Genomic DNA, 22945 nt, shown 5'->3' on the forward strand with positions numbered 1-22945 from the left:
AGTAATAAAATTATTGAGGATCTTGGGGAATCGTTACTTTTGCACCGTTACGCAGCTGATCAATGCCGTCTGTAACGACTTTATCATTTAATTTTAACCCAGTTTCAATAACAGTATATTCTCCGTCATTATATCCTGTTTTAATATTTTGCAGCTTGACTGTAGAATTATCCTGAACGGTATAGACAAAAGACCCATCAGGTCCTGTTTGAATAGCATTATTCGGCACGGTTAGCACGTTATGAAGGGTTTCTACTAAAATATGTGCATTTACAAATTGATTAGGGAACAATTCCCAATTAGCATTTGGGAAAATTGCACGCATCCTTACTGTGCCTGTTGAAGTATCAATTTGACTATCAATAACGCTGGTCTTCCCATCGGCAAGTTTGGTTGTGTTATCGCTATTCCATGCTTCTACAGAGAGTTCAGGTTGTTTTTTTAAAGCATCTAATACCATACTTAGTTTATTTTCTGGTACAGTTAAAATAACAGAAATAGGGGTCATTTGCGTTAAAATAGCAATTCCATTACTTTGACCCTCGGTTACATAATTTCCAGCATCAACTTGCCTAATTCCAATTCGCCCATCGGCAGATGCGCGAATATGAGAATACATAATATTCAACTCTTGTTGCTTGATTAAGGCTTCATCAGCTTTGATTTGTCCCTCAAGTTGGGCAACTTTATATTGTTGATCCTGAGCAGTCATGGGGGCGATGCTATTTTGTTTTAATAGCTGTTGATAGCGTGCATTATCAAGTTTGGCTTGTTTAAGTAATGCTTGGTCTGCTTTTAATGTACCTTCATATTGTGCTTTTAGCGCTTCATATGGACGAGGATCAATCAAAGCAAGTAAATCGCCTTTTTTAACTTTTTGTCCCTCTGTAAAATAAACATCTTGTAAGTATCCAGATGTTCTGGCTGGAACGGTAATATTGGCAATGGGGATGACGGTACCGAGTTCAGTAAAAATAACGGGGATATCTGTATTTTTTGCCACCGCTATGGCAACAGGTTTGGGCAGAGCCTCTATTTTTTTCTCTGAGCTTGAAAAGGAAGAGTGGATAAAACGATATCCAATAACCAAAATAATAAGCAAAATAATCAGTAATAAAATTCTTTTAATCCATCGATAATGACGAGGAGGAGCGGATATTGAAGTTTCTGAGTGATGATCATTTTGTGATGAGTTGGTCGGCGTCATTAATTTTACGATCTTTTAAAAGAGTTTTATTAAAATTATATTTTTATTGAGTGCATTTTTAAGGCTTATTTGCATTAAAATAATGATTTTTTTATGACAGAGCTTACATAAAAACCAATAAATCATAATTTTGCTTAAAGATATAGTGTTTGGCGAAGATAAAAAACAGTGTTTTATATATTTTTCTATTGAAAATTAAGGATTTTATGGATTGAGTATGGACTTTGTTAAAGAGTGTTGCCATAATTAAAGTATCGAAGATATATCTAACGTTTTTTTAAGAGGAATGTCTTATTATGAGTAAAGATCTAAAAGATACAGTTAAAGAAGTCAGTGACAAAGTTGATACTGCTATTGACCAAGGAAAAGACACATTAAAAGATACAGCTGATAAGGCAAAAGATAGTTTGCATGATTTTAAAAACGATGCCAAGGACAGTTACCACGATCTTAAAAATGATGCCAAAGATAGCTTTCATGATTTAAAAAATAAAGCAAATGATCATTTTTCTGGTTTTCAAGGTAAAGCTGAAGATTTTGCTGCTACTGCCGAAGATGAATTTAACCGTTTATATGGCGATGAAGGAAAATTAGAATCTATGGTTAATTTTGTGCGTGATCGTCCATTTCTTTCTTTGGGTGTTGCAGCGTTAGTAGGTATAGTTTTAACGAAGATGATCAGATGTTGTGGTCATAAATAACCTAATTTTATCAAACTATCTATTATATATGATTTAAATATATAAGTAGCTATTTTTCTTTTTTTAAGAAAAATAGCTTTTTTTTATTTTCCCTCTATTTTTTTGCGACTCGTTGAGTATATTATGGTTTTATTTAAAACCGATACAGAGTATTCAAGCACAAATGCACTATGCAATTGAAATAGCAGGCGTTGATGAGGTGGGCGTTGGATGTATTGCGGGCCCTGTTGTGGCCGCAGCAGTAATGTTCCAAGGTCTTATACCGAAAGAGTTACGATGCCGTTTAGATGATTCAAAAAAAGTAAAAATAGCTTTGAGAGAGCAAATTTTTATGCAACTTATGAACTTGCCCCAAACTTACATTGGGATTGCAGCTGCCTCTGTTGCTGAAATTTTAGTATTGAATATTAAAAAAGCCGCAGGTTTGGCTATGCAAAGAGCTGTTCATAAACTCTCTTTATCGCCTAAACTTGTGCTAGTTGATGGGAATTCCTCTCCTGATTTTGGATGTATGGCGCAACCGATTATCAAAGGGGATGGATTATCTTTTTCTATTGCAGCAGCTTCTATTGTTGCCAAAGTTATTCGTGATCGTTTAATGGCGCGATTATCCAAAAAATGGCCTGCTTATGGTTGGGATAAAAATGTTGGTTATCCAACGGTTTTTCATCGTCAAGCTTTGAAAGAGTATGGATGTTCTCCACATCATCGCCAAGGCTTTATTACTGTAAAACAGCTTTCTTTTCAAATGAATTTTCTAAATAAAAAGGCGGCATTCGTGTCGAAAATGTTATGAGTGGTGCTGTCATGTTAGATCTTCCTTTGGATCAAGTGGTCAAAGGGGAGTGCGTTCAGGTAATGAAAAAGCTGCCATCGGCATCGATTGATTGTATTTTTGCCGATCCACCTTACAATTTACAGCTGCAAGGCGAGTTGCGTCGACCTGATGATACTGTAGTTGACGGGGTAACTGAGGAGTGGGATAAGTTCCAAAGCTTTGCGACTTATGATCAATTTTGCAGGGATTGGTTAAAGGAATGTCATCGTTTATTACGTAAAGATGGAACGATTTGGGTCATTGGTTCTTATCATAATATTTTTCGTATTGGTACAATTCTACAAGATCTTGGCTTTTGGATTTTAAATGATATTATTTGGCGCAAATCAAACCCTATGCCCAATTTTAAAGGGCGTCGTTTTACAAATGCTCATGAAACTTTAATTTGGGCAGCCAAAGGTGCAGATAGTAAATATCGCTTTAATTATCAGGCAATGAAAACGCTGAATGACGATCTTCAAATGCGTTCAGACTGGTTTTTACCTTTATGTACAGGGAATGAACGTCTTCGTAATGAGCATGGATTGAAACTTCATCCTACACAAAAACCTGAAAGCCTTTTATATCGAGTGCTTTTGTCTTCGACGAATATTGACGATGTTATCTTAGATCCTTTTGCAGGGACAGGAACGACATTAGCTGTAGCAAAACGTTTGCAACGCCGTTTTATAGGAATAGAGCGTCACCCTGACTATTTAAAGGCTATTAAAGCTCGTCTTGAAACAGAAACGCCACTTCCTGTAAAAGATATTAAACTTTCGCCTACAAAACGTGAAATTCCAAGAGTACCGTTTGGAAATTTGATAGAGCAAGGCTATATTCAACCAGGAACAGTGTTAATGGATCGGCAAAGGCGTGTTTTCGCAACAATAACTTCTGATAGTACAATTGTTAGCGGAAATAATAGAGGTTCTATCCATAAAATAGGCGCTGTAGTAATGAATGCACCATCTTGTAATGGATGGACGTTCTGGCATTTCGAACAAGATGGTGCTTTACACGCATTGGATGTGTTGCGCACCAAATATAACCAAGTTATGGAAAGTAAAAATTAATTTTTAAGGTTTAAATTATTTGTTTTGGAATCCTAAGAATCCAACTTCTGGCTTAGGAATTCCGCTGTTTTGAAGATGAGATCCCGAACCATTTACAGCAGTCAACGTGCCGTGTTTATTTTTACCTTTAACTGACATTTTTGCCTTACCATTTTTAACAGTAACACCTGAGGCTTCAGTTGATACGCTGGAAAGTTGTTGAGGCGAATTATTATATCCACGCATAGATAACAGTAAGAATGTAATTCGATCTCTGTTAAGATCAACAGACATTTCTAGTGGTGTTTGTCCTAAAATATTCTCAGCATATAAATCAGCCCCTCTACCCACTGCATCTTGAGCTAGGCGAAGATTGCCAGTGTTGATGGCATCAAACAAAGCTTGGGTTGGGTTTTTATCTTTATTTCCTGGATTTGCATTATCATCCCCATCTTCATCATCAGAATTTTGTTGTTTGGGTTGATGTTGTTGATGCTTGTTGTTTTGTGCATGGGGATGCCCTGTGACGGTTTGTGCATTTGCAGGTGCAAACAACATTGTCATACAGGCAGATCCTAGCAATAAGGAGAAGAGAGGCAATAAACGAGGTTGAGAAGTCATGATGCTAATTCCCATGGCATTACAATCGATCCTAGACAGTAGTTTTTTCTTTGTATCAAATCAAGTCCTAATCTGATGGTTGGTTTAAGAAAAACTTTCTTTATACCATGCCATAAAAATGCTTCCCAATCCAAGTATTAAGGCCAACCATGGCGATAAAATATGGTGAATAGATTGCTTTGTTGATGTATAAGTGACATGTTCTGGGAATTCCATAGAGCTTGCAGTATTACTGGCTTTGTCTTTTTTTACAATTTTAATTCCAGGAACTTTTAATTGATTGGGTTCATCTCCTAACCAATAAATACGTCCATAATTATCTAATAAGGGCGCAAGCTTCTGCCCAGTAACCGCCAATTCTGTCATTTCTATAGGATCAGTGGATTGAGAGGCAGCATAAGCCGTTAAATTACCGTTGGTTATTTTCCACAAACCCTCTTCTTTGGTGGAAAGCGTTGCGGTGGCTTTACCATTTTGGTGCATGATTAGCTGAATAGGCTGCAAAGTTCCTGAGGGGGAAGTTACTGTAAACTCTTTATTGCCCACATCATTTCCGAGTGTATGAAGCTCAATAGTAAGTTTTTGATCTTTAATAAAAGCACTAAGCCTTTCCTCTTCTAGTTCAGGCTCTTTCATTAACCAATGAGATAACCTGCGTAACAATTCGGCCTGAGGACCATTTTGATTAGTTCCTTTTGACCACAACCAGATTTGATCGGATAAAAGTAATGCAATACGACCTTTATCTACATGATTCAAAATCAGTAAAGGTGATTGATTGGGGGCCTGCATTAAAATTTGGCCTTTGGTATGGTTGGCTTTGAGGTGTCTAAACCATGACCCCCATTTTGTATTATTTCTATCTAGATCGTGGGTAATAGGATGTTTTTTACCTAACTCTGTTAATTCGGGTTTAAATTCTTGATTGATTACGTCTTTTGATGAGGAAACCGTGGCGGGCAGTATAGAACGTAAAGGAGAGTTTTGTAAAGAGAACTGGCTTGCATATTCAGGCCCAGCAATCAGTAAAAGACCACCACCATTTTTTACATAATTTGCAATAGAGGCAATATAATAAGGTGGTAAAGCAAAGCGATTTTCAAAATTATCTAAAATAATCAAATCAAACTGGTCGATTTTTTGCATGAAAAGCTCATTAATAGGAAAAGGTATTAATGCAAGCTCTGAATCAGGGATATTTTCATTTTGCTCACCTGACCGTAAAATCGTAAAATGTACTAAATCTACAGAAGGATCAGATTTTAGTAAGCTTCTCCATGCGCGTTCTCCTTGGTTTGGAGAGCTGGAAACTAATAACACTCTTAATTTATCGCGGATACCATTAATATAAAGTGTTTGATGATTATTGATTGCTGTAATTTCATCCTTTAGCGGAGAAACAGAAAGTCCGATAAGATTTTTCCCAGTATGCATGACAGGTATAGTAATTGTTTCTGGCTTACCAACGGGAACCTCCATTGTAATAGGTTGTTTGTCCTCTTGTACAATGGTTAAATGAGCAGATTTCTCATGGGCATCACCTGTATCGTTAACTTGAAGTTGAATCTTGGCCTCTTTACCAACAATTGTATAAGCAGGTGCATGGATAATTTTAAGATTACGGTCTGTTTGCTCTTTGGAGGCAGGTAATAATGCATATAAAGGAATAGTTTTTTTATTAGGTAGCGTTAGGAATTTGGGGAACTCTTTGGGGACATCATGCACCTGCCCATCTGTAATTAAGATGATCCCTCCTAATTGAGAGGCTGGGATTTCATTCGTTGCTTTTTGTAGTGCTTGAAAAAGCTGTGTGCCTTGTTGGGAAATATTATGCAAATTAATAATTTTCACACGTGTATTGGCAGGGATTTTATTTTGTAATTGCTGTAATGCTTGATTAGCAATTTCGGTGCGTTTTCCAATTGACATAGATTCAGATTGATCCATGACCATTAAAATCGTTTGAGGTAAAATTTCGCGGTGATTTTTTAAAATAATAGGCCCTGCTAGCCACACCAAAAAAACTAATAAAGCAATAAAACGCCAAATTAATCCCTTGTAAGATTGGTTAAAAAGACTGAAAGCCAATACAAGAACACAAGCAATCGCCAGGGCAATAATTCCCCAGACAGGCAATAATGGATCAAAATGAAGGTTCAATGAGGAAAGAGATTGAAACATTATTGTTGTTTTCCTAATTGCTTTAGCAAAGCAGAAACATGGACTTGATCGGCTTTATAACTGCCTGTTAAGGCGTACATGACCAGATTTAAACCAAAACGAAAACTCAAATTGCGCTGTTCCTCGGTATTGGGAAAAATGGGATAAGTATGGGATGCATCTGGGTTAACAGCCCAAGCATGTGCCCAATCATTTTCTCCAACGATGACAGAACTTACACCATCATTGACCAAAGGATTACTTTGCGCGATCCAAACAGGCATAGCATTATAACGTCCAGGAAATTCATGTAAAATATAAAAAGTTCTACTGAGGAGGTCTTTGTCTGATAAACGTGATAATGCAGGGATTTTTAGACCTTCAGTTGCAATTTTCAGGGCTTGTGATGTGCCAGAGGCTTCTCCTGCAAATTGATCCGCATGCGATGGTTCAATGGACGAATTGGAATCATGGCCTTGTGTATCTAAAACCAATAATCCACCATGAGCAATATAATCATTTAGCGCATCATTACGTTGTGGATTAGGCTGAATATCCGCTGTAATAGGCCAATAGATAATAGGGTAAAAGGCCAGATTATCTTTGCTTGGATCAACCTCTTGTGGGCTGGCTAATTGTAAAGAAGTTCTCTCATTGATAAATTTAGATAGACCTTCAAGTCCTTGCTTTGAAGCAGCATTAATTGTTGGATCCGAAGTATGAATATAAGCCAATCTGGTATGCAGGGCTGCATCAGGAACAGATGAGGGGGTTTGTGCAAACCCATGAAAGCTTAAACAGCACAAAGCAATGATTGTCATTGAGCTTGCTGCTGTGGTTTTTCTTAAATATCCTCGTAGAAATAAACTCACTAAAACATCAAGCAAGAACAAAGCAATACTGAGGACAATAAATAGGCTGCCCAGCGTATAAGATAAAGACACAGTTCCTAAATTGATGACCTTACCAATAGGAGCTGAAGCTTTTAAATCAGGTATATGCTCTCCCAGATTAAAAGCAACAGTTGTGCCGTTATTTCCATATAATCCAGGAGGATGTTCGGGGGAAATGGTTGCTTTTTGCAATGCTTCAAAAGAAAGTGCTTTGGCATAAGGCGTAGGAGCTTGTAACGATCCATTGCCATTTAACATTAAGATTGGATTTAATATTTCTCCTGCTTGTGTAGATTGCACGCCAAAAGAGATTTGAATTAGACGATTTAACATATCTTCAAACAGGCTAGATAAAGGTAACGAAGACCAATCTGGTGTGCTATTCGTATGAAATAATATAACCTGTCCTTTACCAGTCGAGCGGTGGGTAACCAAAGGCGTTCCATCCTCTAGCTTCGCCCATACATATTGATCATTATCAAGAGCAGGTTTAACTAGAACTTGTTTACTAATGGTGACATCCTTAGGGATGTTCAGTCCATTAAATGGAGATTCTTTGGGAAAAGGCGCGATTTTTTGGGGTTTTTCCCACGTCATAGCACCGCCAAGTTCTCTGGCTCCTTGTAACATAGGCAAGGGGATTAAAAGTGTTTCTTGTTGATTCAAAGCACTGCCTGCCAAAATGTCTCCAGAAAAACGGATCAACATGCCTCCTTTTTCTACCCATTGTTGCAGTTCTTTTTCAGTTTTGGGGTCGGAAAAAACAGTATCTGGGGCAACAAGCACGGATAAAGGTTGCGTCAGTAATTCGTGAACAGAACCTTCTTTTATTTCTCCAAGCGGCTCCAAGGCTTTCTTAAGGTAATATAAAGACCCCGTGAACGGTGTGTTGGTATTATTTGAGCTAGAAATAAAGCCGATAATATGTTTACGATCACGCTCATCAAGTAGATAAATACTGCCAGCCCCAGTATGATTGGCAATTTGTATGTAATCGATTTTATTACGTGCTTCTAAGGGCAAAGTAAATTCAATATCGGCCTTGGTTGTATGTGCTGGTATGATCTTTTTGATCGTTGTGATTACTTCACCCTGTTGCGTAAAAGCTTGCATGGTCATTTCTTGAGGAAGTGCTTGGGATAGGAGCGTAATGGATTGCTTGAACCCATTTTGAGTCTGTGTATTTTTCGTTAACAAGATCGGCGATAAATTTCCCTCTTGAGGGCGTATTTCATAAAGATTAGAGTTTTTTGTTATGATTTTTTGAAACAGTTGATCCTGAGGATGTTCAATTCCATCTGTAAGATAATAGATCGTTTTATAATGGGATGCGTTTTGAATAAGGTCAGCAGCTTTTTGATGATCAACAGACCAAGGCATTGGATGTAAAGGGTTAAATTGCACTGAAGAGCTGGTGTTGGCGGATAATGGTTTAATGATTAGTGCGTTATTTTGTTCATCATGAGCTGTTAATAACAAATGCACAGGTGTATTTTTTTGTTGAGCCTGCGTTAAAATTTGTGACGCATTATTTAAAAAATGTTGCCATTGAGGTGCCGAAGCCCATCCGTTATCAATCATTAATAAAATAGGTTCTTTGGAATGTTGGATCGATAAATCCTTGGATGGAAATACAGGTCTTGCCAGCCCAAAAATAAGTAACGCTACAGCAAGCAATCGCATTAGTATTAACCACCAAGGCGCATGAACTGATTCTTGAACTTTGGTTTGTAATTGATGTAACAATCGAATAGGTGGGAAAGATTGGGCTTTGGGACGAGGTGGGGTTGCTCGTAAAAAGAACCAAATTAAAGGAAGTAATAAAAGTGCGAATAAGAGGTAGGGGGTAAGAAAGATCATGTTAATCTTGGGTTGGTTTTATTTGACAAAATATTCCATGCTTGCAATAAAGTTTGAGCAGCATGTTGATCAGAGAAATCATACAATAAGGGAATACCAACATTTTGGCTGAGATTTTTAAGTTTTTTTTGATGCTCAGCCCATAACGTTTCGTAATCACTTGAGGATTGTGCATTATTGGACAAAATCAATCCTTCTTCGCCCTCCAACCCCCTAAATTCAATACGCCCTTTGAAGGGAAGTGTTTTTTCGGCAGGGTCAGCGACTTGTATTAACAAAAGATGGCTGGGACGCTCGGCCATTTTCTTCAAGAAGTTCGCAAGTTGATCATAAGGGTGTAAAAAATCGCTGATTAATACCGTCCAAGCATGTGGTGAAACTTGCTCTGGCATTGGAAAAGGGCTGGTAGAGGAAAAACTGTTAGATTGTGTTAACTGCTCCGCAAGTGGGTAAAGCTGGTGCGTGCCTCGAAAGCCATTAATTTGCTGATTGGGCAGTAATAATCTGACACGTTCTCCACCATTAAGTAATAAAGAACTCAGGGTTAATCCCAATAAAAAAGCTCTGTTTTGTTTGGTAGGTAAATCTTGCCTGGATCGCCAATGCATAGATCCTGATACATCACACCATAAATATAAAGTTTGAGTATTTTCTTCTTCTGTTTCTTTGACATAGGCTTTATTACTTTGGGCAGATTTGCGCCAATCAATCGTTTGAATTGATTCCCCAGGTAAAGCATGACGATATTGCCAAAATTGGCTGCCTTGCCCAGCACGTTTACAGCCATGACTGCCTGCAAGAACACTTCGGGCAATTTTATGAGAAGCCAATAATAAATCAGGTAAAGTGTGTGCTAAATGTTCGGACGAGGGAACAATAGACGTAAGGGAGGGCTCATGCGATTGCTGTGCAGAAGCAAGAGGCGATCTTTGCGATTTTTTATTAGACTTTATTTGTAAAATTTGCGACCACCAAGAACGCTCCACCATCATTAAATCGCTTTTTGCAAAAGAGTTTGGATAATATCATTCAACTGTATATTCTCTGCCCTGGCTGCAAATGTGAGTGCAATACGATGCCTTAAAACAGCAGGGGCTAATGCGACCAGATCTTCGTGATTAGGTGCTAAACGTCCATCAAGTAAGGCACGAGCACGTAATAATAAGACCAAAGCCTGAGCAGCTCTGGATCCTGGGCCCCAAGCAATATTTTGTTGAATAAAGGGATCATCACTGGTTTCTGGGCGAGCGTTACGTACTAGATTAAGAATACTATTAACTAAATTTTCACCAATGGGTAAGCGTCTGACCAAAGATTGTGTTTTGATTAACATTTCTGGGGTCATAACTTGTTGTGCTTGAGTTTCGTGATCTCCTGTGGTTGCCAATAACATGGCTTTTTCAGTTTGTTGATCAGGGTAACCCAAGTTTACTTGCACCATGAAGCGATCTAATTGTGCTTCGGGTAGAGGATAGGTGCCTTCTTGCTCAATTGGATTTTGTGTTGCCAATACATGAAATGGTTTTGGTAAAGAATAATCTTTGCCAGCAATAGATATATATTTTTCTTGCATAGCCTGAAGCAAAGCAGATTGGGTTCTGGGGCTGGCACGGTTAATTTCATCAGCCATTAAAAGCTGACAAAATACAGGGCCAGGAACAAAGCGAAAACTGCGTTTGCCTTCAGAATCTTCGTCTAGGATTTCACTTCCTGTGATATCCGCAGGCATGAGGTCGGGTGTAAATTGAACGCGTTTGGCAGATAACCCCATTACCGTTGCCAAAGTGCTGACCAATTTGGTTTTGCCAAGACCAGGGGCACCCACTAATAAAGCATGTCCTCCACTTAAAACACTGGCGAGGATTTGCTTTATTTCTTCTTGTTGTCCGAAAATAACGCGGCTTGTTTCGGTAATGATATTGGCTAGATGTGGAGCCAACTCATCTGCCAGCTGTATATCATCAGAGGTAAGGGGAAGGTGCTCGGCATTCATAGAATTATTGTCTAAAGAGGTCATGTGCATCATAAAGGGTTAAGATTGAAGATAAAAGTATAACAAAGATCTACTCGGTTGCAGTATAAAAGATTGTATGAGCATACTGCAAGTTTTGTAAAATATTTTAGTTATATTTATATATAAAAACGAATTTTTTGATGAAAAAGGCTATGAAATGGGTATCATAGAGAAAATACCATGCTTAGATGATTTAAATCAAATATGGAATTCTTTGCCCGATGCGCGCTTGGTGGGGGGAGTTGTCAGAGATTTGTTGGCAAACAAACCTATTGCTGATATTGATCTTGCCACTTCCGAGCCTCCTGAAAAAGTGATGGAGACTTTGAAAAATAAAGGTATTTCTGTGATTCCGACAGGATTATCACATGGGACTGTTACTGCGGTGATCAATCATTGCCCCTATGAAATTACGACTTTACGTAAAGATGTTGTGACAGATGGTCGTCACGCTCAGGTTGTTTGGAGTAATAGTTGGGAAGAAGATGCCGCACGTAGAGACTTTACGATTAACGCGATGTATTGTGATAAAGAGGGCCATATTTGGGATTTCCATCATGGGCAAGCAGATTTAAAAGCTGGCATTATTCGCTTTGTTGGTAATGCTAAGGAGCGGATCCAAGAAGATGTTTTACGTATATTACGTTTTTTTCGTTTTTACGCGCGATATGGTAAGGGAAAACCTGATAGTGAAGTCATTACTGCCATTCAATCTTTAAATAGTTTAATTTCAAACTTGTCCGCGGAACGTGTATGGTCAGAATTACAAAAGATTCTAATGGGACCGATTGCTGATCAAATTATAGGAATGATGGATCAGTATGATGTTTTGCCTGAGTTAATGCCCTTTGGTTATAATTTGTCTTTTTTTCAAAAATTTGTTCAGATTGGAGCTCCCCCTCAAGCGGTCTTGCGACTGGCTGGATTAGTTACAGCTTCCAGTCAAGTGGTTGCTAAGAAATTGCGGTTATCACGTAAACAAGAAAAGTTATTATGGGGATTGCAAAAAGATTATGAGATTGATCCTTTGAATACTGAAATTCAAAAAAGACAATTGCGTACTAAATATGATTTGGAATTACTTATAGGGAAAAGTTGGTTGCTACAAACCATGCCGTCTCATAATAAATCGCAAACTTGGAGTTTATGGCGGCACTCTTTGATGGATATGGAACAGCCTATTTTTCCCGTTATGGGGCAGGATTTAATTAATATTGGTATTCAACCAGGTCCTGATATAGGAAAAGCTTTAAAAACAATACAAGAATGGTGGTTGCATCATGGTTGCTATGCAGATCAACAAGAGTGTTTAAAGTGGTTTAAAAGCCACAGAGATAAAAGAATAAATTAAAACGTTTAATTCTTGTTGCTAAATGGGTTAAATAAAGAACGATGATATCGTGATATACGATTATTTTTGTAATTATATTTAAAGAAAATATATAGTGCCTACTATTTTAGAAAAACCAATCAAAAAAAATAAAAAACCGTTTTTTTCATCATTGTTTGGAAATAATCCAAGCTTTCCTTTTATGCAGCGTTTATGGAAGGAAGAAATCCGTTTTCATCCTAGGCGTATTGTTATCATTATTATTTTAACACTTATAATGGCGGGATTAACGGCTTTATATCCATTAGTAATTAAGCGTGCCCTTGATATGTTTAAGGATAATGACCCTCGAATTTTATATCAAGTGCCTTTGTTGGTAGTTATCGTAACAGCGGCCAAAGCAGCCTCTCAATATGGCCAAAGCTTGGCTATTCAAGGATTGGTTTTGGTTGTTATTCGTGGTTTGCAAAATAAAATGTTTTTGCATTTAGTTCATACGGATATTGCCAAGGTTGAAAAAGAGGCTCCTGCACAGCTAGCATCTCGCTTCACCACGGATGCACTTTCTATTCGTGAAGCAATGATCCGAGTAGTGAATGCTTTTGGTGATAGCATCACCGTGGTTGGTTTAGTTGCCTCTATGTTTTACATGGATTGGGAGCTCAGTTTGATTGCGGCTCTTTTATATCCAATTGCTGCGGTACCTATTCAAAAACTAGGGAAAAGAGTTCGTAGAGCGTCTGGTAATATGCAAGAACAAGTGGGTAAAACTGCCGCTTTATTGAATGAAACTTTCGCTCAGGCCAGAACTGTACGTGTTTATGGCATGGAAAAGCGTGAAATTGAACGTGCCGGGCATTCTTTTGATCAGCTTTACGATGCGACGCTCAAAATTATTAGTGGTCGAGCCAGAGTCGATCCAATTATGGAAGTTTTAGGTGGTACTGCCGTGGCTGCTGTATTAGGGTTTGCAGGCTGGCGGGCTGCTATGGGTGGCGCCACGCTGGGTGATTTTTCCGGATTTGTAGCAGCATTGCTTTTGGCAGCGCGTCCCTTGCGCGCATTGGGCTCTTTGAGTGCAGCTATGCAAGAGGGAATTTCTGGTCTTGATCGTATTTTTAAAATGATTGATGAGCCTATTGAAATTATTGATAAAAAAGAGGTAACTCCTTTGCCAGCAGGGCAAGGAAACATTAAATTCGAGGATGTTCACTTTATTTATCCTGGCCGTGAATTGGGTTTGCAAGGTCTTGATTTTAATGTAGAGCCAGGACTAACAGTGGCTTTAGTAGGGCCTTCTGGTGCAGGCAAATCAACAGCGTTAACTCTGATTCCCAGGTTACATGATGTACAAAAAGGGCGCATCCTTTTTGATGGTGTTGATTTGCGTGATATTGCTATGGGTGAATTACGTTCTGCAATTGCTTATGTTCCTCAGGACCCATTATTATTTGATATGTCCGTATTAGAAAATATTTTGATAGGGAAACCTGAAGCAACACAAGAGGAAATACAACAAGTTCTTGATGGAGCTGCGGTGACATCATTTCTTCATAATTTGCCTCAAGGAGTTAATACCAGAGTAGGACATGGTGGCCAATTATTGTCTGGGGGACAAAGGCAACGTGTTGCTTTGGCCAGAGCTTTATTACGAAATCCACGTTTATTATTGTTAGATGAAGCAACGAGTGCTTTGGATACAGAAAGTGAATATATGGTTCAACAAGCTCTGGTAAAGTTACGCAAAGATCGCACGACATTAATTGTTGCGCATCGTTTATCTACAGTACGTGCTGCTAATTTAATTATTGTGATGCATGATGGTTTGGTCGCAGAGTGTGGAAATCATGAAGCATTAATGGATTATAATGGATTATATGCAAGATTAGTTCAAACTCAGGATTTAAATCGTTAATTTTTGATTATATGTATTAAATAATTATTTTAAAAATGTGATAGGCTTAAGGGAAAATAAATGACAGATGCGGAGGAAGGGGCGGATCAGCAATCCGCTTCTGCAACAGAAGATATACAAAATAAAAAAAAGCGTTCTTTTAAAAAATATATAATTATTTGTTTATCTATAATTTTAATTTTTGGTGCTGCGATTTATTGGTGGTTAACGCGGCATGATGTTGATACAGATGACGCCTTTACTGCGGGGCGAATTGTGTATATCGCCCCTCATGTTAATGGATACGTAACTGACCTTTTAATTAATGATAACCAGTTCGTTCATAAAGGTCAGTTATTACTGAAAATTGACCCTAGAGATTATCAAGCAGCAAAAAAAGAAGCAGAAGGCAATTTAATTAGAGCTCAAGGTCAATATATTGCTTCTCAATATATGTTAGAAGTGGCCAAAAAGAACTATCCAGGTCAACTCAAAGTTGCTCAAGGGGATTTGGGTATTGCTAAATCTCAGGCCTTTAAAGCTAAAACAGAATATGTCAGACAGCACAGTATTGTTAAAGCTGCGACAACTCAACAAGCGATTGATTATTCTACGGCGGCTTATGATCAAGCTAAAGCAGAAATTACAAAGGCAGAAGGTAATTTATTAATTGCCGAACCAGTTGAAGCTAATATTCAAACAAGTAATAGTCAAATAAATGAACAAAAAGGTGCGCTGGAAGCCGCAGAAGCTAAATTAAGGCAGGCAGAGCTTAATTTAGGATGGACCGAGCTTAGGGCACCTCATGATGGTTGGATTTCTAAACGTAATGTTGAACAAGGGAATTATGTTACAACAGGCCAATCGATTATGGCTATTGTTGAACCCGAAGTTTGGGTGATTGCGAATTATAAAGAAACTCAAATTACAAATATGCGTCCTGGACAAAAAGTTAAAATTGATGTTGATGCTTATCCATTTTTAAATCTCAAGGGTCATATCGATTCTATTCAAGCTGGTACAGGGGCTGTGTTCAGTGCATTTCCTCCTGAAAATGCAACGGGTAACTATGTTAAAATTGTTCAACGTGTTCCTGTTAAAATTTTGATTGATGAAGGGTTAGATCCTAAAATCCCATTGGCTTTAGGACTTTCTGTTGTACCGACGGTCTATACAAAATGAGCCAAGCGATTGCACAAGAAGTTGATCGTGAGGACTGGAAACCAAAACACAATCCATGGTTGATTGCTGTTGTTGTAACGCTTGCTGCATTTATGGAAGTTTTGGATACGACAATTGTGAATGTGTCTTTACCTCATATTGCAGGAACGTTATCAACAACTTATGATAATGCAACTTGGTCTTTAACGGCTTATCTTGCAGCAAATGCAATTGTCTTAACAATCTCTGGATGGTTAGGGCGAGTCTTAGGGCGTAAGCGTTATTTCTTGATTTGTATTATTATGTTCACTCTATCTTCTTTCCTTTGTGGAATGGCCAGTAGTTTGGGAGAGCTAATTCTATTTCGCTTGATGCAAGGTTTTTTTGGAGGGGGGCTGCAACCTAACCAGCAATCCATTATTCTTGACATCTTTCCTCCTGATAAAAGAGGAGCAGCTTTTGGCTTAACAGCGATGGCAACAGTTGTTGCGCCTATTTTAGGCCCCTCATTAGGAGGATGGATTACAGATAGTTATTCTTGGCGTTGGGTTTTTTATCTGAATGTTCCTATTGGTATTGTGACGGTTTTTGCAGTTATGATGTTATTAGAAGATCCTCCTTGGGCTAAAAAACGTAAAGAACGTGTTGATGTCATTGGATTAACGTTAATTACTGTTGGGCTGGCGTGCCTTGAGGTCATGGTGGATCGTGGAGAGGATGCCGATTGGTTCGGATCAACCTCCATTTGTTGGTTGGCATTTTTTGCTGTTATTGGGATTGTTGGTGCGATTTTCTGGTTACTAAAAGCCAAAGACCCTGTTGTTGATTTGCGGGCTTTCAAAGATCGTAATTTTGCGGTCAGCTGTATTTTAATGGCAGGGTTGGGTGGTTGCTTATACGCTTCGGCTATTATTGTTCCGCAATTCTCGCAACAAATTATGGGCTATACAGCGTTTCTTTCAGGACTAGTTTTAACCCCAGGAGGAATAGTGATTGTATTTTTAATTCCTCTTGTCGGTCGCCTTATTAACTATGTGCAAATTCGATATGTCATTGCATTTGGTTTTTTTTGGATGGGGTGTTCAATGTTTATATCGGCACATCTTACCCCAACATTAGATTTTGATCATTTAGTTTTATATAGAATCTCACAAACAGCTTGTTTAGCATTTTTGTTTGTTCCTTTATCTACGATTGCGTTTATGACTATTCCTGCCAAATATAATGCCGATGCGTCAGCATTATTTAGTATGGTAAGGAATGTTTTAGGAGCGTTGTGTATTTCAGGCGCAACCGCTTTGGTCACTGAAACCAGGCAAGCTGATCAAGCACATATTGTTCATCATATGAGTCCGTTAAACCAGCCATATAATGAATATCTAGCGCACATGAAAGCAGTAGCTCAGCAGCTTGGTTATGCAGCGCAAGATCAAGCAACTTTTGCGATAAGTACTTTATATAAGGATTTTCAAAAACAAACAGCGATATTAGCCTATAATGACGTTTTTATAATTATTGGTTTTTGTGCGTTTCTTTTAGTGCCTTTTTGTTTTTTTCTAGATGGTTATACAGCCAGAAAGAAAAAAAATAGATAAACGCTATAAAAAAAGACATTCACTTTTAAAGGAATGTCTTTTTTATTATGATTATTATTAAAAATTAGTCTTGAGTATATTTCTTAAAATGATCTGCTATTTTACAATATATAGTGTGCTTGTATCCAGTTTTAATGCGATCTAACTCGGTAATATCAATCCATTTCCACTCATCGAATTCTTTTTCAATATCGCTGTCCAGATTGATATCAGAATCTTTGCCAGTAAAACGAACTGCAAACCATTTTTGGGTTTGTCCTTTAAATTTACCTTTCAAAGGATTTTTAATAACATCAGGTGGAAAATCATAAGCCAGCCACTCTGGATATTCTTCTAAAACTTCGATTTGGTCTGTGCCAATTTCCTCGAATAATTCGCGTTTAATTGCTTCACAAGGGTCTTCATTGGCATCAATCCCCCCCTGAGGGAAAGACCAAATTCCTTCCTGAGCCAAATCATGGCGCAGTGCAATAAAGATTTTTCCCTTAGGGTTAAAAATAATTGCTGCAACATTGCGGCGATAAGGAAGGTCAGTCATGATTTATATCCTATGAATTAGTGAGCAGCAGGAACGTTGTTTTGAGGTGGTTTTTGCTCATTATTAGCAGGTTTGTTTTCGTTTGCAGGTTTTGGTGTTTTTGCTGCTGGTGGTAATGGTTTGCTCTGATCTTTATTTTTTTTCCATACCTCAGGGTGCATGACAGGATCAGGTTTAATGACAGGAATTGGTGTGTCTTTTTCAACAGGTAATCCGGCCATAGAACGTACGACCTTTAATCCTTGCTGCAATTGAAAATCTGTGGCTGGATTGGCGTAATCATATTTAGGCCAGTTTTTAGGTGGCTGTTTTGGAATAGAACCGGCAATTGCGGGAAGATCATTTCTGACAGGTGGTTTTTCTTTGTTACCCCCTTCATTTTTGATAATGTGGTCAAGATCAGCTTCACGAATGCTGAATTCTGGTTCATCGTAACTATCTTGAACAGGAATGTCAGGGGTAATGCCCAGTCCTTGGATAGAACGACCAGAAGGGGTATAATAACGTGCAATGGTTAAACGAATAGCCCCGTTTCCTGGAATTGGCATAATAGATTGCACAGAACCTTTACCAAAAGTTTTGCCACCCAGAATGATCGCTCTACGATGATCTTGCAGTGCACCTGAAACAATTTCACTTGCAGAGGCCGAACCACCATTGGTTAAAACAACAATCGGAAGACCATTCGTAATATCTTTTCCACTGGCATTCCAACGTTGACTTTCTTTGGGGTCACGGGCTTTTGTTGAAACAATTGCGCCATCTTTGATAAAGTCACGACTTACTGCAATGGCTTGGTCTAATAGTCCACCAGGGTCGTTTCGAAGATCTATAATTAATCCAGCGAGTTTGCCACCAGCTTCTTTTTGAAGTTTTTCATACGCTTTTAACATACCTTTTTCGGTTTCTTCGTTGAACTGAGAAATGCGAATATAACCGATTTTTCCGTATAAAGCTGATTTAATGACTTGAATATGAATGATCTCACGCGTCATTGTGACTTTGATAGGTTTAGGTGTTTTTAACCTTAACAAAGTCAGTGTAATAGGGGTGTTGGGCTTTCCGCGCATTTTGTCAACAGCGGCATTCAAAGGTGTACCATCAATATTTTTACCATCAATAGCGATAATATAATCTCCAGCTTTGATACCAGCTCTAGCAGCAGGGGTGCCATCAATTGGAGAAACGACTTTAATATGGCCGTCTTCTTCTTGGACTTCCAAGCCTAATCCACCAAATTCACCTTTGGTTTGGATTTCCATATTATGATATTGCTTTTCAGTCATATAAGAGCTGTGTGGATCAAGCCCTGTTAACATCCCGTTTAAGGCATTGGTAATCAGATCGCGATCGGAAACAGGCTCAACATAATTAGCGCGAACCCGTTCAAAAACATCACCAAACAAGGTTAGTAAACGATAGGTTTCAGCACTTTTATCAGCATTTGTTTGGTCTTTTTTTACTTCTTGAGCCAAGGCTTGGACAATGAGATGGTTATTCGAAAAAGAAGACCATTGTCCCAATTGGGATCCAATTCCAAGCCCAACAATTAATAATCCAGTACTAACAAGCAGCCCTTTACGGAACTTCATGCTGATTTTCTCCTGATGACCTATCCCTTAAGGGAGGATTAACGTGAATAATGAAATCCAAAATCTTATTGTATTCTTTATGTATATTCTTTCTAGTATAAAATTAGAAAAAAATCGACTTATAAAAATGGTGATGGATTAATTGCGCGCTCACCATGTCTTAGCTGTACAAATAATGTTGGTCGCCCTGTGTTACCACCTCCAGACCACACAGGCATTCGACCTATGGCGACGCCTTTGCTGATACTTTGTCCAACACCTACATTTAAAGCACCCATACCAGCCAAGACAAAACGATAATTTTTGCCGCAATTCAGAATAACCATTTGACCATATCCACGAAACGGACTGGCGAATTCAATTTGTCCATTGCAAGGCGCACGAACCGAGGCCATAGATTGAGGTGCATAGGTTGTCCCTTGGGCTGGTCCAGTATCGGTTGAACTGCCCCACAAAGAAACGACGCGTCCTGCAACGGGGGCTCCTTTACTATTGGAACTGAGTCCTGGGCCATCATTACTTTGGGTAATAGTTTTAATTTCTTTTCTTGCAGATTCAGCTTTGGCTTGGTTTTTTAAACGTTCTGCTGCCAGTGCTTCGGCTCTTAAACGATTTTCTGCTGCTTGTCTTGAGGCCGTGATTTTACGAATAGCATCATTGATGTTGCTGGCTTTGGCCGCAGCTTGGGCTGCATCTTGGGAAACTTTAAACGCAGCTGAAGCAGAACGTTTTTGAATAGCTCTGGCTTCTTCTGTAGCTTTGGCTAGTTGATTGCGTTGTTGTTCTTGTTCTTTATGTAGTGCTTCTAGTTTTTTTGTTTCTTCAGTCAGTTTATTTTTTAATTCATCCAACTCTGTTTTATGTTTTTTGATAAGTTGCGCTTTTTGCTCTAACTGAGCAGAAATGCCTTTAATGACAGAAAGACCAAGAGTGGAGCGTGATGATTGTGGAGCTGCCAGTAATGTATCGGTTGGATACAGAGAAAGCCGTTCCATAACAGGTAAGAACTTAGAAAAATGCTTGGATTCTTCTTGGAGTTTTTGATCTAAAAGAGCAATTTTCTTTTTAAAAGCTTCTATTTGTTCTGCTAATAGTACAGATTTTTTTTCCGTCGTCTGTAAAGTCTGTGAAGCTTTGAGCATTTCTTGATTAAGTTGCTCTGCTTTTTTACGATCTTCAGAGGCCTTTTTAACAGCATCAGCTTTTTGTTGCTGTAAATTTTTAAGTTGGTTGGCGGTTTGTTGTTTTTGTTGTTGCAGTTTTATTTGCGCTTCTTTAGCTTGTTCCAAAGCTTCTTTGGCAGAAGAATTTTTTTCTGCTGCGGCAGAGTAATTTGTGAAAGAGGCAATAAGAAAAAGGGCACAACTGCCCCTTAAAACGATTTTTACAGATCGTTTAAAAGTAAAAGGGGTATGTTGTGCAACTCGTTTCAGAAAGCCCTCATATTATTCTTTAATCAGTGACTTTCCTGTCATTTCTTTGGGTTGAGGTAAATTCAACAATTTTAATATTGTCGGTGACAAATCTGCCAAACGACCATCACGTAATTGAACCCCAGGAACCCCCTCTAAAATCACAGGAACTTTGTCCAAAGTATGTTGTGTATGAGGTTCCCCAGTAATTGGGTCTACCATAATTTCACAGTTACCATGATCGGCGGTAATTAACAAAGCACCATTTTGTCCTTTAATGGCTTTTACAATTTCACCTACACTTTTGTCAACGGCTTCAACTGCTCTAATAGCCGCATCTAGCTTTCCTGTGTGTCCAACCATGTCTGGATTAGCGAAATTAACAACGATCAAATCATATTTTGCACTGCTAATTGCTTGAACAATTTTTGAAGTAAGTTCTGGCGCAGACATTTCGGGTTGTAGGTCATAGGTCGCAACTTTTGGAGAGTTAACCAAAATACGATCTTCACCAGGGAAAGGTTCTTCACGTCCACCATTAAAGAAATAAGTAACATGTGGATATTTTTCTGTTTCCGCTGAACGAAGTTGTTTTAACCCAGCTTTAGAAACGATTTCACCAATGACATTTTCATAAGAATCAGGTGGGAATAATACGCCCATATATTTGGTTAATACGTCACTATATTGTGTCATCCCCAGAACTTTAGAAAATTTAACGATTTTAGAACGTTTAAATCCATCAAAATCAGGGAACAAAAACGCATCCATTAGTTGGCGAATACGGTCTGCACGGAAGTTGAAAGACAAAATACCATCATTATCGTTCATACCTTGATAATCACCAATCACAGTAGGAAGGATGAATTCATCAGTAATTTTTTCTTTGTAAGAATCTGTAATGGCAGATAACGCATCTGATTTATGAGGCCCTTCGCCAGAAACCAAAGCATCATAAGCTTTGCTTACTCGATCCCAACGGTTATCACGGTCCATAGCATAATAACGCCCAGAGACAGTTGCAATTTTAACTTCTTTGGGGAGTTCTTTTAAAGCTTCTGATACAAAATCTTTGGCTGATTCAGGTGGGGTATCACGTCCATCTGTAAATACATGTAAAGTTACTTTGATTCCTGCTGCATGCAAAGATTTTGCAAGACCGACAGCATGGTCTTGATGAGAATGAACCCCACCAGGAGAGAACAATCCAAGTAAATGGCAAGTCCCACCATTTTTCTTTAATGTTTCAATAAAATCAACCATCAAAGGTCTTTGAAGAATAGAACCATCTTTGACAGCTTTACCGATTTTAGGGAGCTCTTGCATAATGATGCGGCCCGCACCAATATTCATATGTCCTACTTCTGAATTTCCCATTTGCCCTTCGGGAAGACCAACATCTTCACCACTAGCTTCAAGTAAAGCATGAGGGCATTCATTTAGGAGATAATCCAAGTTAGGAGTATTGGCATTTGCAATAGCATTATTTTTGTGTTCTGGATTATATCCAAACCCATCAAGAATGGTTAACATAACGGGACGATATTTTGTTTGAGACATTTTATATCCTATTCATTGAAACAAGTAAAAAATTAAATAAATGTTTTGTAATGTGCATTATAGAATGAGCTGATAAGAATATTATGGATACCACTATAACATAATAACAGACATTGCTTGTGAATTTTTTTATAAAAATAGTAAATGTTTTTATATAGTAAAAGTGTGTTTTGAATGTGTTTATCAATAGATAATATAATTATTAGGTATATGGTTGTGATATGCAAGATGTAATAAAAAGTTTTTCAAATTATAACCTAGAATTACTTGAAAATCTAAGATTTTTGCAAAAAGCAGATAAGGCGCTCATAGCATTATATTTAAATATATTAGAGAAAATCTGTATTGGATATAAAAATTGAGGTTAATTGCTGCTTGAGATAATATCGAAAGTTCAATTCACTATTTTAAAGGTGAGGATCTTCATAAAATTATAGCTTTAAATCGATAGTTTAATATATTTTTTGAGTGCATTTCCTTTTAATTTTATGGCTTAAAAAAAGAATACTTGATTATTTCCATTTTGATAAAACAT

At 38.1% G+C, this 22945-nt stretch carries 17 protein-coding genes; 7 read left to right on the forward strand and 10 right to left on the reverse strand.

Annotated elements, in window-relative coordinates:
• Positions 1-10 precede the first annotated feature (10 nt).
• The gene (locus tag COMX_RS00580; protein WP_034335845.1) at positions 11-1207 is read right to left on the reverse strand and encodes an efflux RND transporter periplasmic adaptor subunit; all 1197 of its coding nucleotides are present in this window, start codon (positions 1205-1207) and stop codon (positions 11-13) included.
• A gap of 296 nt (positions 1208-1503) precedes the next feature.
• Here COMX_RS00580 and COMX_RS10530 point away from each other — a divergent pair, with 296 nt between their 5' ends.
• The 3 genes from COMX_RS10530 to COMX_RS00595 all read left to right on the forward strand — a co-directional run bounded on the left by COMX_RS10530 (position 1504) and on the right by COMX_RS00595 (position 3801).
• On the forward strand, positions 1504-1908 hold the full coding sequence (locus COMX_RS10530) for a DUF883 family protein (RefSeq protein WP_051461747.1): 405 nt from the start codon (positions 1504-1506) through the stop codon (positions 1906-1908).
• Positions 1909-2071: 163 nt separating this feature from the next.
• Positions 2072-2704: a ribonuclease HII gene (locus COMX_RS00590; RefSeq protein WP_034335848.1), complete on the forward strand. Its 633-nt coding sequence runs from the start codon at positions 2072-2074 to the stop codon at positions 2702-2704.
• Positions 2701-3801, forward strand: a complete 1101-nt coding sequence (locus COMX_RS00595) for a site-specific DNA-methyltransferase (RefSeq protein ID WP_034335851.1) — start codon at positions 2701-2703, stop codon at positions 3799-3801. Before COMX_RS00590 ends, COMX_RS00595 begins: the two co-directional genes overlap by 4 nt.
• Before the next feature lie 15 nt (positions 3802-3816).
• On the opposite strand, the gene COMX_RS00600 is transcribed toward COMX_RS00595, so the two are convergent.
• The 5 genes from COMX_RS00600 to COMX_RS00620 form a co-directional block, all read right to left on the reverse strand.
• Entirely contained in the window at positions 3817-4401 is a 585-nt protein-coding gene (locus tag COMX_RS00600; protein ID WP_051461748.1) for a hypothetical protein, read from the reverse strand.
• Positions 4402-4485: 84 nt separating this feature from the next.
• Positions 4486-6582 carry a hypothetical protein gene (locus tag COMX_RS00605; RefSeq protein WP_034335854.1) on the reverse strand — a complete coding sequence of 699 codons (2097 nt, stop codon included), beginning with the start codon at positions 6580-6582 and terminating at the stop codon, positions 4486-4488.
• Positions 6582-9314: a DUF4159 domain-containing protein gene (locus tag COMX_RS00610; RefSeq protein ID WP_034335856.1), complete on the reverse strand. Its 2733-nt coding sequence runs from the start codon at positions 9312-9314 to the stop codon at positions 6582-6584. The genes COMX_RS00605 and COMX_RS00610 overlap by 1 nt, the downstream gene beginning before the upstream one ends.
• Positions 9311-10303 (reverse strand): DUF58 domain-containing protein, encoded by a 993-nt coding sequence (locus COMX_RS00615; RefSeq protein WP_161631834.1) that lies wholly within the window; start codon positions 10301-10303, stop codon positions 9311-9313. The genes COMX_RS00610 and COMX_RS00615 overlap by 4 nt, the downstream gene beginning before the upstream one ends.
• Positions 10304-10305: 2 nt before the next feature.
• Positions 10306-11340 (reverse strand): AAA family ATPase, encoded by a 1035-nt coding sequence (locus tag COMX_RS00620; RefSeq protein WP_034335860.1) that lies wholly within the window; start codon positions 11338-11340, stop codon positions 10306-10308.
• A 145-nt stretch (positions 11341-11485) separates the two neighbouring features.
• Between COMX_RS00620 and COMX_RS00625 the strand changes: the two genes are divergently transcribed.
• The 4 genes from COMX_RS00625 (at position 11486) to COMX_RS00640 (ending at position 17308) form a co-directional block, all read left to right on the forward strand.
• Entirely contained in the window at positions 11486-12679 is a 1194-nt protein-coding gene (locus COMX_RS00625; RefSeq protein ID WP_034335863.1) for a CCA tRNA nucleotidyltransferase, read from the forward strand.
• A gap of 181 nt (positions 12680-12860) precedes the next feature.
• Positions 12861-14573, forward strand: a complete 1713-nt coding sequence (locus tag COMX_RS00630; RefSeq protein ID WP_051461953.1) for an ABC transporter ATP-binding protein — start codon at positions 12861-12863, stop codon at positions 14571-14573.
• 60 nt (positions 14574-14633) lie between these two features.
• A complete protein-coding gene (locus COMX_RS00635) occupies positions 14634-15734 on the forward strand; it encodes an HlyD family secretion protein (RefSeq protein ID WP_034335866.1) in 1101 nt (366 codons plus the stop codon).
• Positions 15731-17308, forward strand: coding sequence for a DHA2 family efflux MFS transporter permease subunit (locus tag COMX_RS00640; RefSeq protein ID WP_034335869.1), 1578 nt, complete (start codon positions 15731-15733; stop codon positions 17306-17308). The genes COMX_RS00635 and COMX_RS00640 overlap by 4 nt, the downstream gene beginning before the upstream one ends.
• 64 nt (positions 17309-17372) lie before the next feature.
• Here the strand turns inward: COMX_RS00640 and COMX_RS00645 are convergent, their stop codons facing one another.
• From COMX_RS00645 to gpmI, 4 genes are all read right to left on the reverse strand, one after another.
• Positions 17373-17846 carry an RNA pyrophosphohydrolase gene (locus COMX_RS00645; protein ID WP_034335872.1) on the reverse strand — a complete coding sequence of 158 codons (474 nt, stop codon included), beginning with the start codon at positions 17844-17846 and terminating at the stop codon, positions 17373-17375.
• A gap of 17 nt (positions 17847-17863) precedes the next feature.
• Positions 17864-19438, reverse strand: coding sequence for a S41 family peptidase (locus tag COMX_RS00650; RefSeq protein ID WP_034335875.1), 1575 nt, complete (start codon positions 19436-19438; stop codon positions 17864-17866).
• 119 nt (positions 19439-19557) lie between these two features.
• A complete protein-coding gene (locus COMX_RS00655) occupies positions 19558-20727 on the reverse strand; it encodes a murein hydrolase activator EnvC family protein (RefSeq protein WP_051461750.1) in 1170 nt (389 codons plus the stop codon).
• 156 nt (positions 20728-20883) lie between these two features.
• Positions 20884-22410 (reverse strand): 2,3-bisphosphoglycerate-independent phosphoglycerate mutase, encoded by a 1527-nt coding sequence (gene gpmI / locus COMX_RS00660; RefSeq protein ID WP_034335878.1) that lies wholly within the window; start codon positions 22408-22410, stop codon positions 20884-20886.
• Positions 22411-22945: the final 535 nt, after the last annotated feature.

Source organism: Commensalibacter papalotli (ex Servin-Garciduenas et al. 2014), assembly GCF_000527695.1.
Classification (GTDB): domain Bacteria; phylum Pseudomonadota; class Alphaproteobacteria; order Acetobacterales; family Acetobacteraceae; genus Commensalibacter; species Commensalibacter papalotli.

Coding starts and splice junctions, on each gene's coding strand:
- COMX_RS00580 (WP_034335845.1), bottom strand. CDS start 1,207: ATGACGCCGACCAACTCATCACAAAATGATCATCACTCAGAAACTTCA.
- COMX_RS00595 (WP_034335851.1), top strand. CDS start 2,701: ATGAGTGGTGCTGTCATGTTAGATCTTCCTTTGGATCAAGTGGTCAAA.
- COMX_RS00635 (WP_034335866.1), top strand. CDS start 14,634: ATGACAGATGCGGAGGAAGGGGCGGATCAGCAATCCGCTTCTGCAACA.
- COMX_RS00625 (WP_034335863.1), top strand. CDS start 11,486: ATGGGTATCATAGAGAAAATACCATGCTTAGATGATTTAAATCAAATA.
- COMX_RS00620 (WP_034335860.1), bottom strand. CDS start 11,340: ATGATGCACATGACCTCTTTAGACAATAATTCTATGAATGCCGAGCAC.
- COMX_RS00650 (WP_034335875.1), bottom strand. CDS start 19,438: ATGAAGTTCCGTAAAGGGCTGCTTGTTAGTACTGGATTATTAATTGTT.
- COMX_RS00610 (WP_034335856.1), bottom strand. CDS start 9,314: ATGATCTTTCTTACCCCCTACCTCTTATTCGCACTTTTATTACTTCCT.
- COMX_RS00630 (WP_051461953.1), top strand. CDS start 12,861: ATGCAGCGTTTATGGAAGGAAGAAATCCGTTTTCATCCTAGGCGTATT.
- COMX_RS00605 (WP_034335854.1), bottom strand. CDS start 6,582: ATGTTTCAATCTCTTTCCTCATTGAACCTTCATTTTGATCCATTATTG.
- COMX_RS00645 (WP_034335872.1), bottom strand. CDS start 17,846: ATGACTGACCTTCCTTATCGCCGCAATGTTGCAGCAATTATTTTTAAC.
- gpmI (WP_034335878.1), bottom strand. CDS start 22,410: ATGTCTCAAACAAAATATCGTCCCGTTATGTTAACCATTCTTGATGGG.
- COMX_RS00615 (WP_161631834.1), bottom strand. CDS start 10,303: ATGGTGGAGCGTTCTTGGTGGTCGCAAATTTTACAAATAAAGTCTAAT.
- COMX_RS00600 (WP_051461748.1), bottom strand. CDS start 4,401: ATGACTTCTCAACCTCGTTTATTGCCTCTCTTCTCCTTATTGCTAGGA.
- COMX_RS10530 (WP_051461747.1), top strand. CDS start 1,504: ATGAGTAAAGATCTAAAAGATACAGTTAAAGAAGTCAGTGACAAAGTT.
- COMX_RS00640 (WP_034335869.1), top strand. CDS start 15,731: ATGAGCCAAGCGATTGCACAAGAAGTTGATCGTGAGGACTGGAAACCA.
- COMX_RS00590 (WP_034335848.1), top strand. CDS start 2,072: ATGCACTATGCAATTGAAATAGCAGGCGTTGATGAGGTGGGCGTTGGA.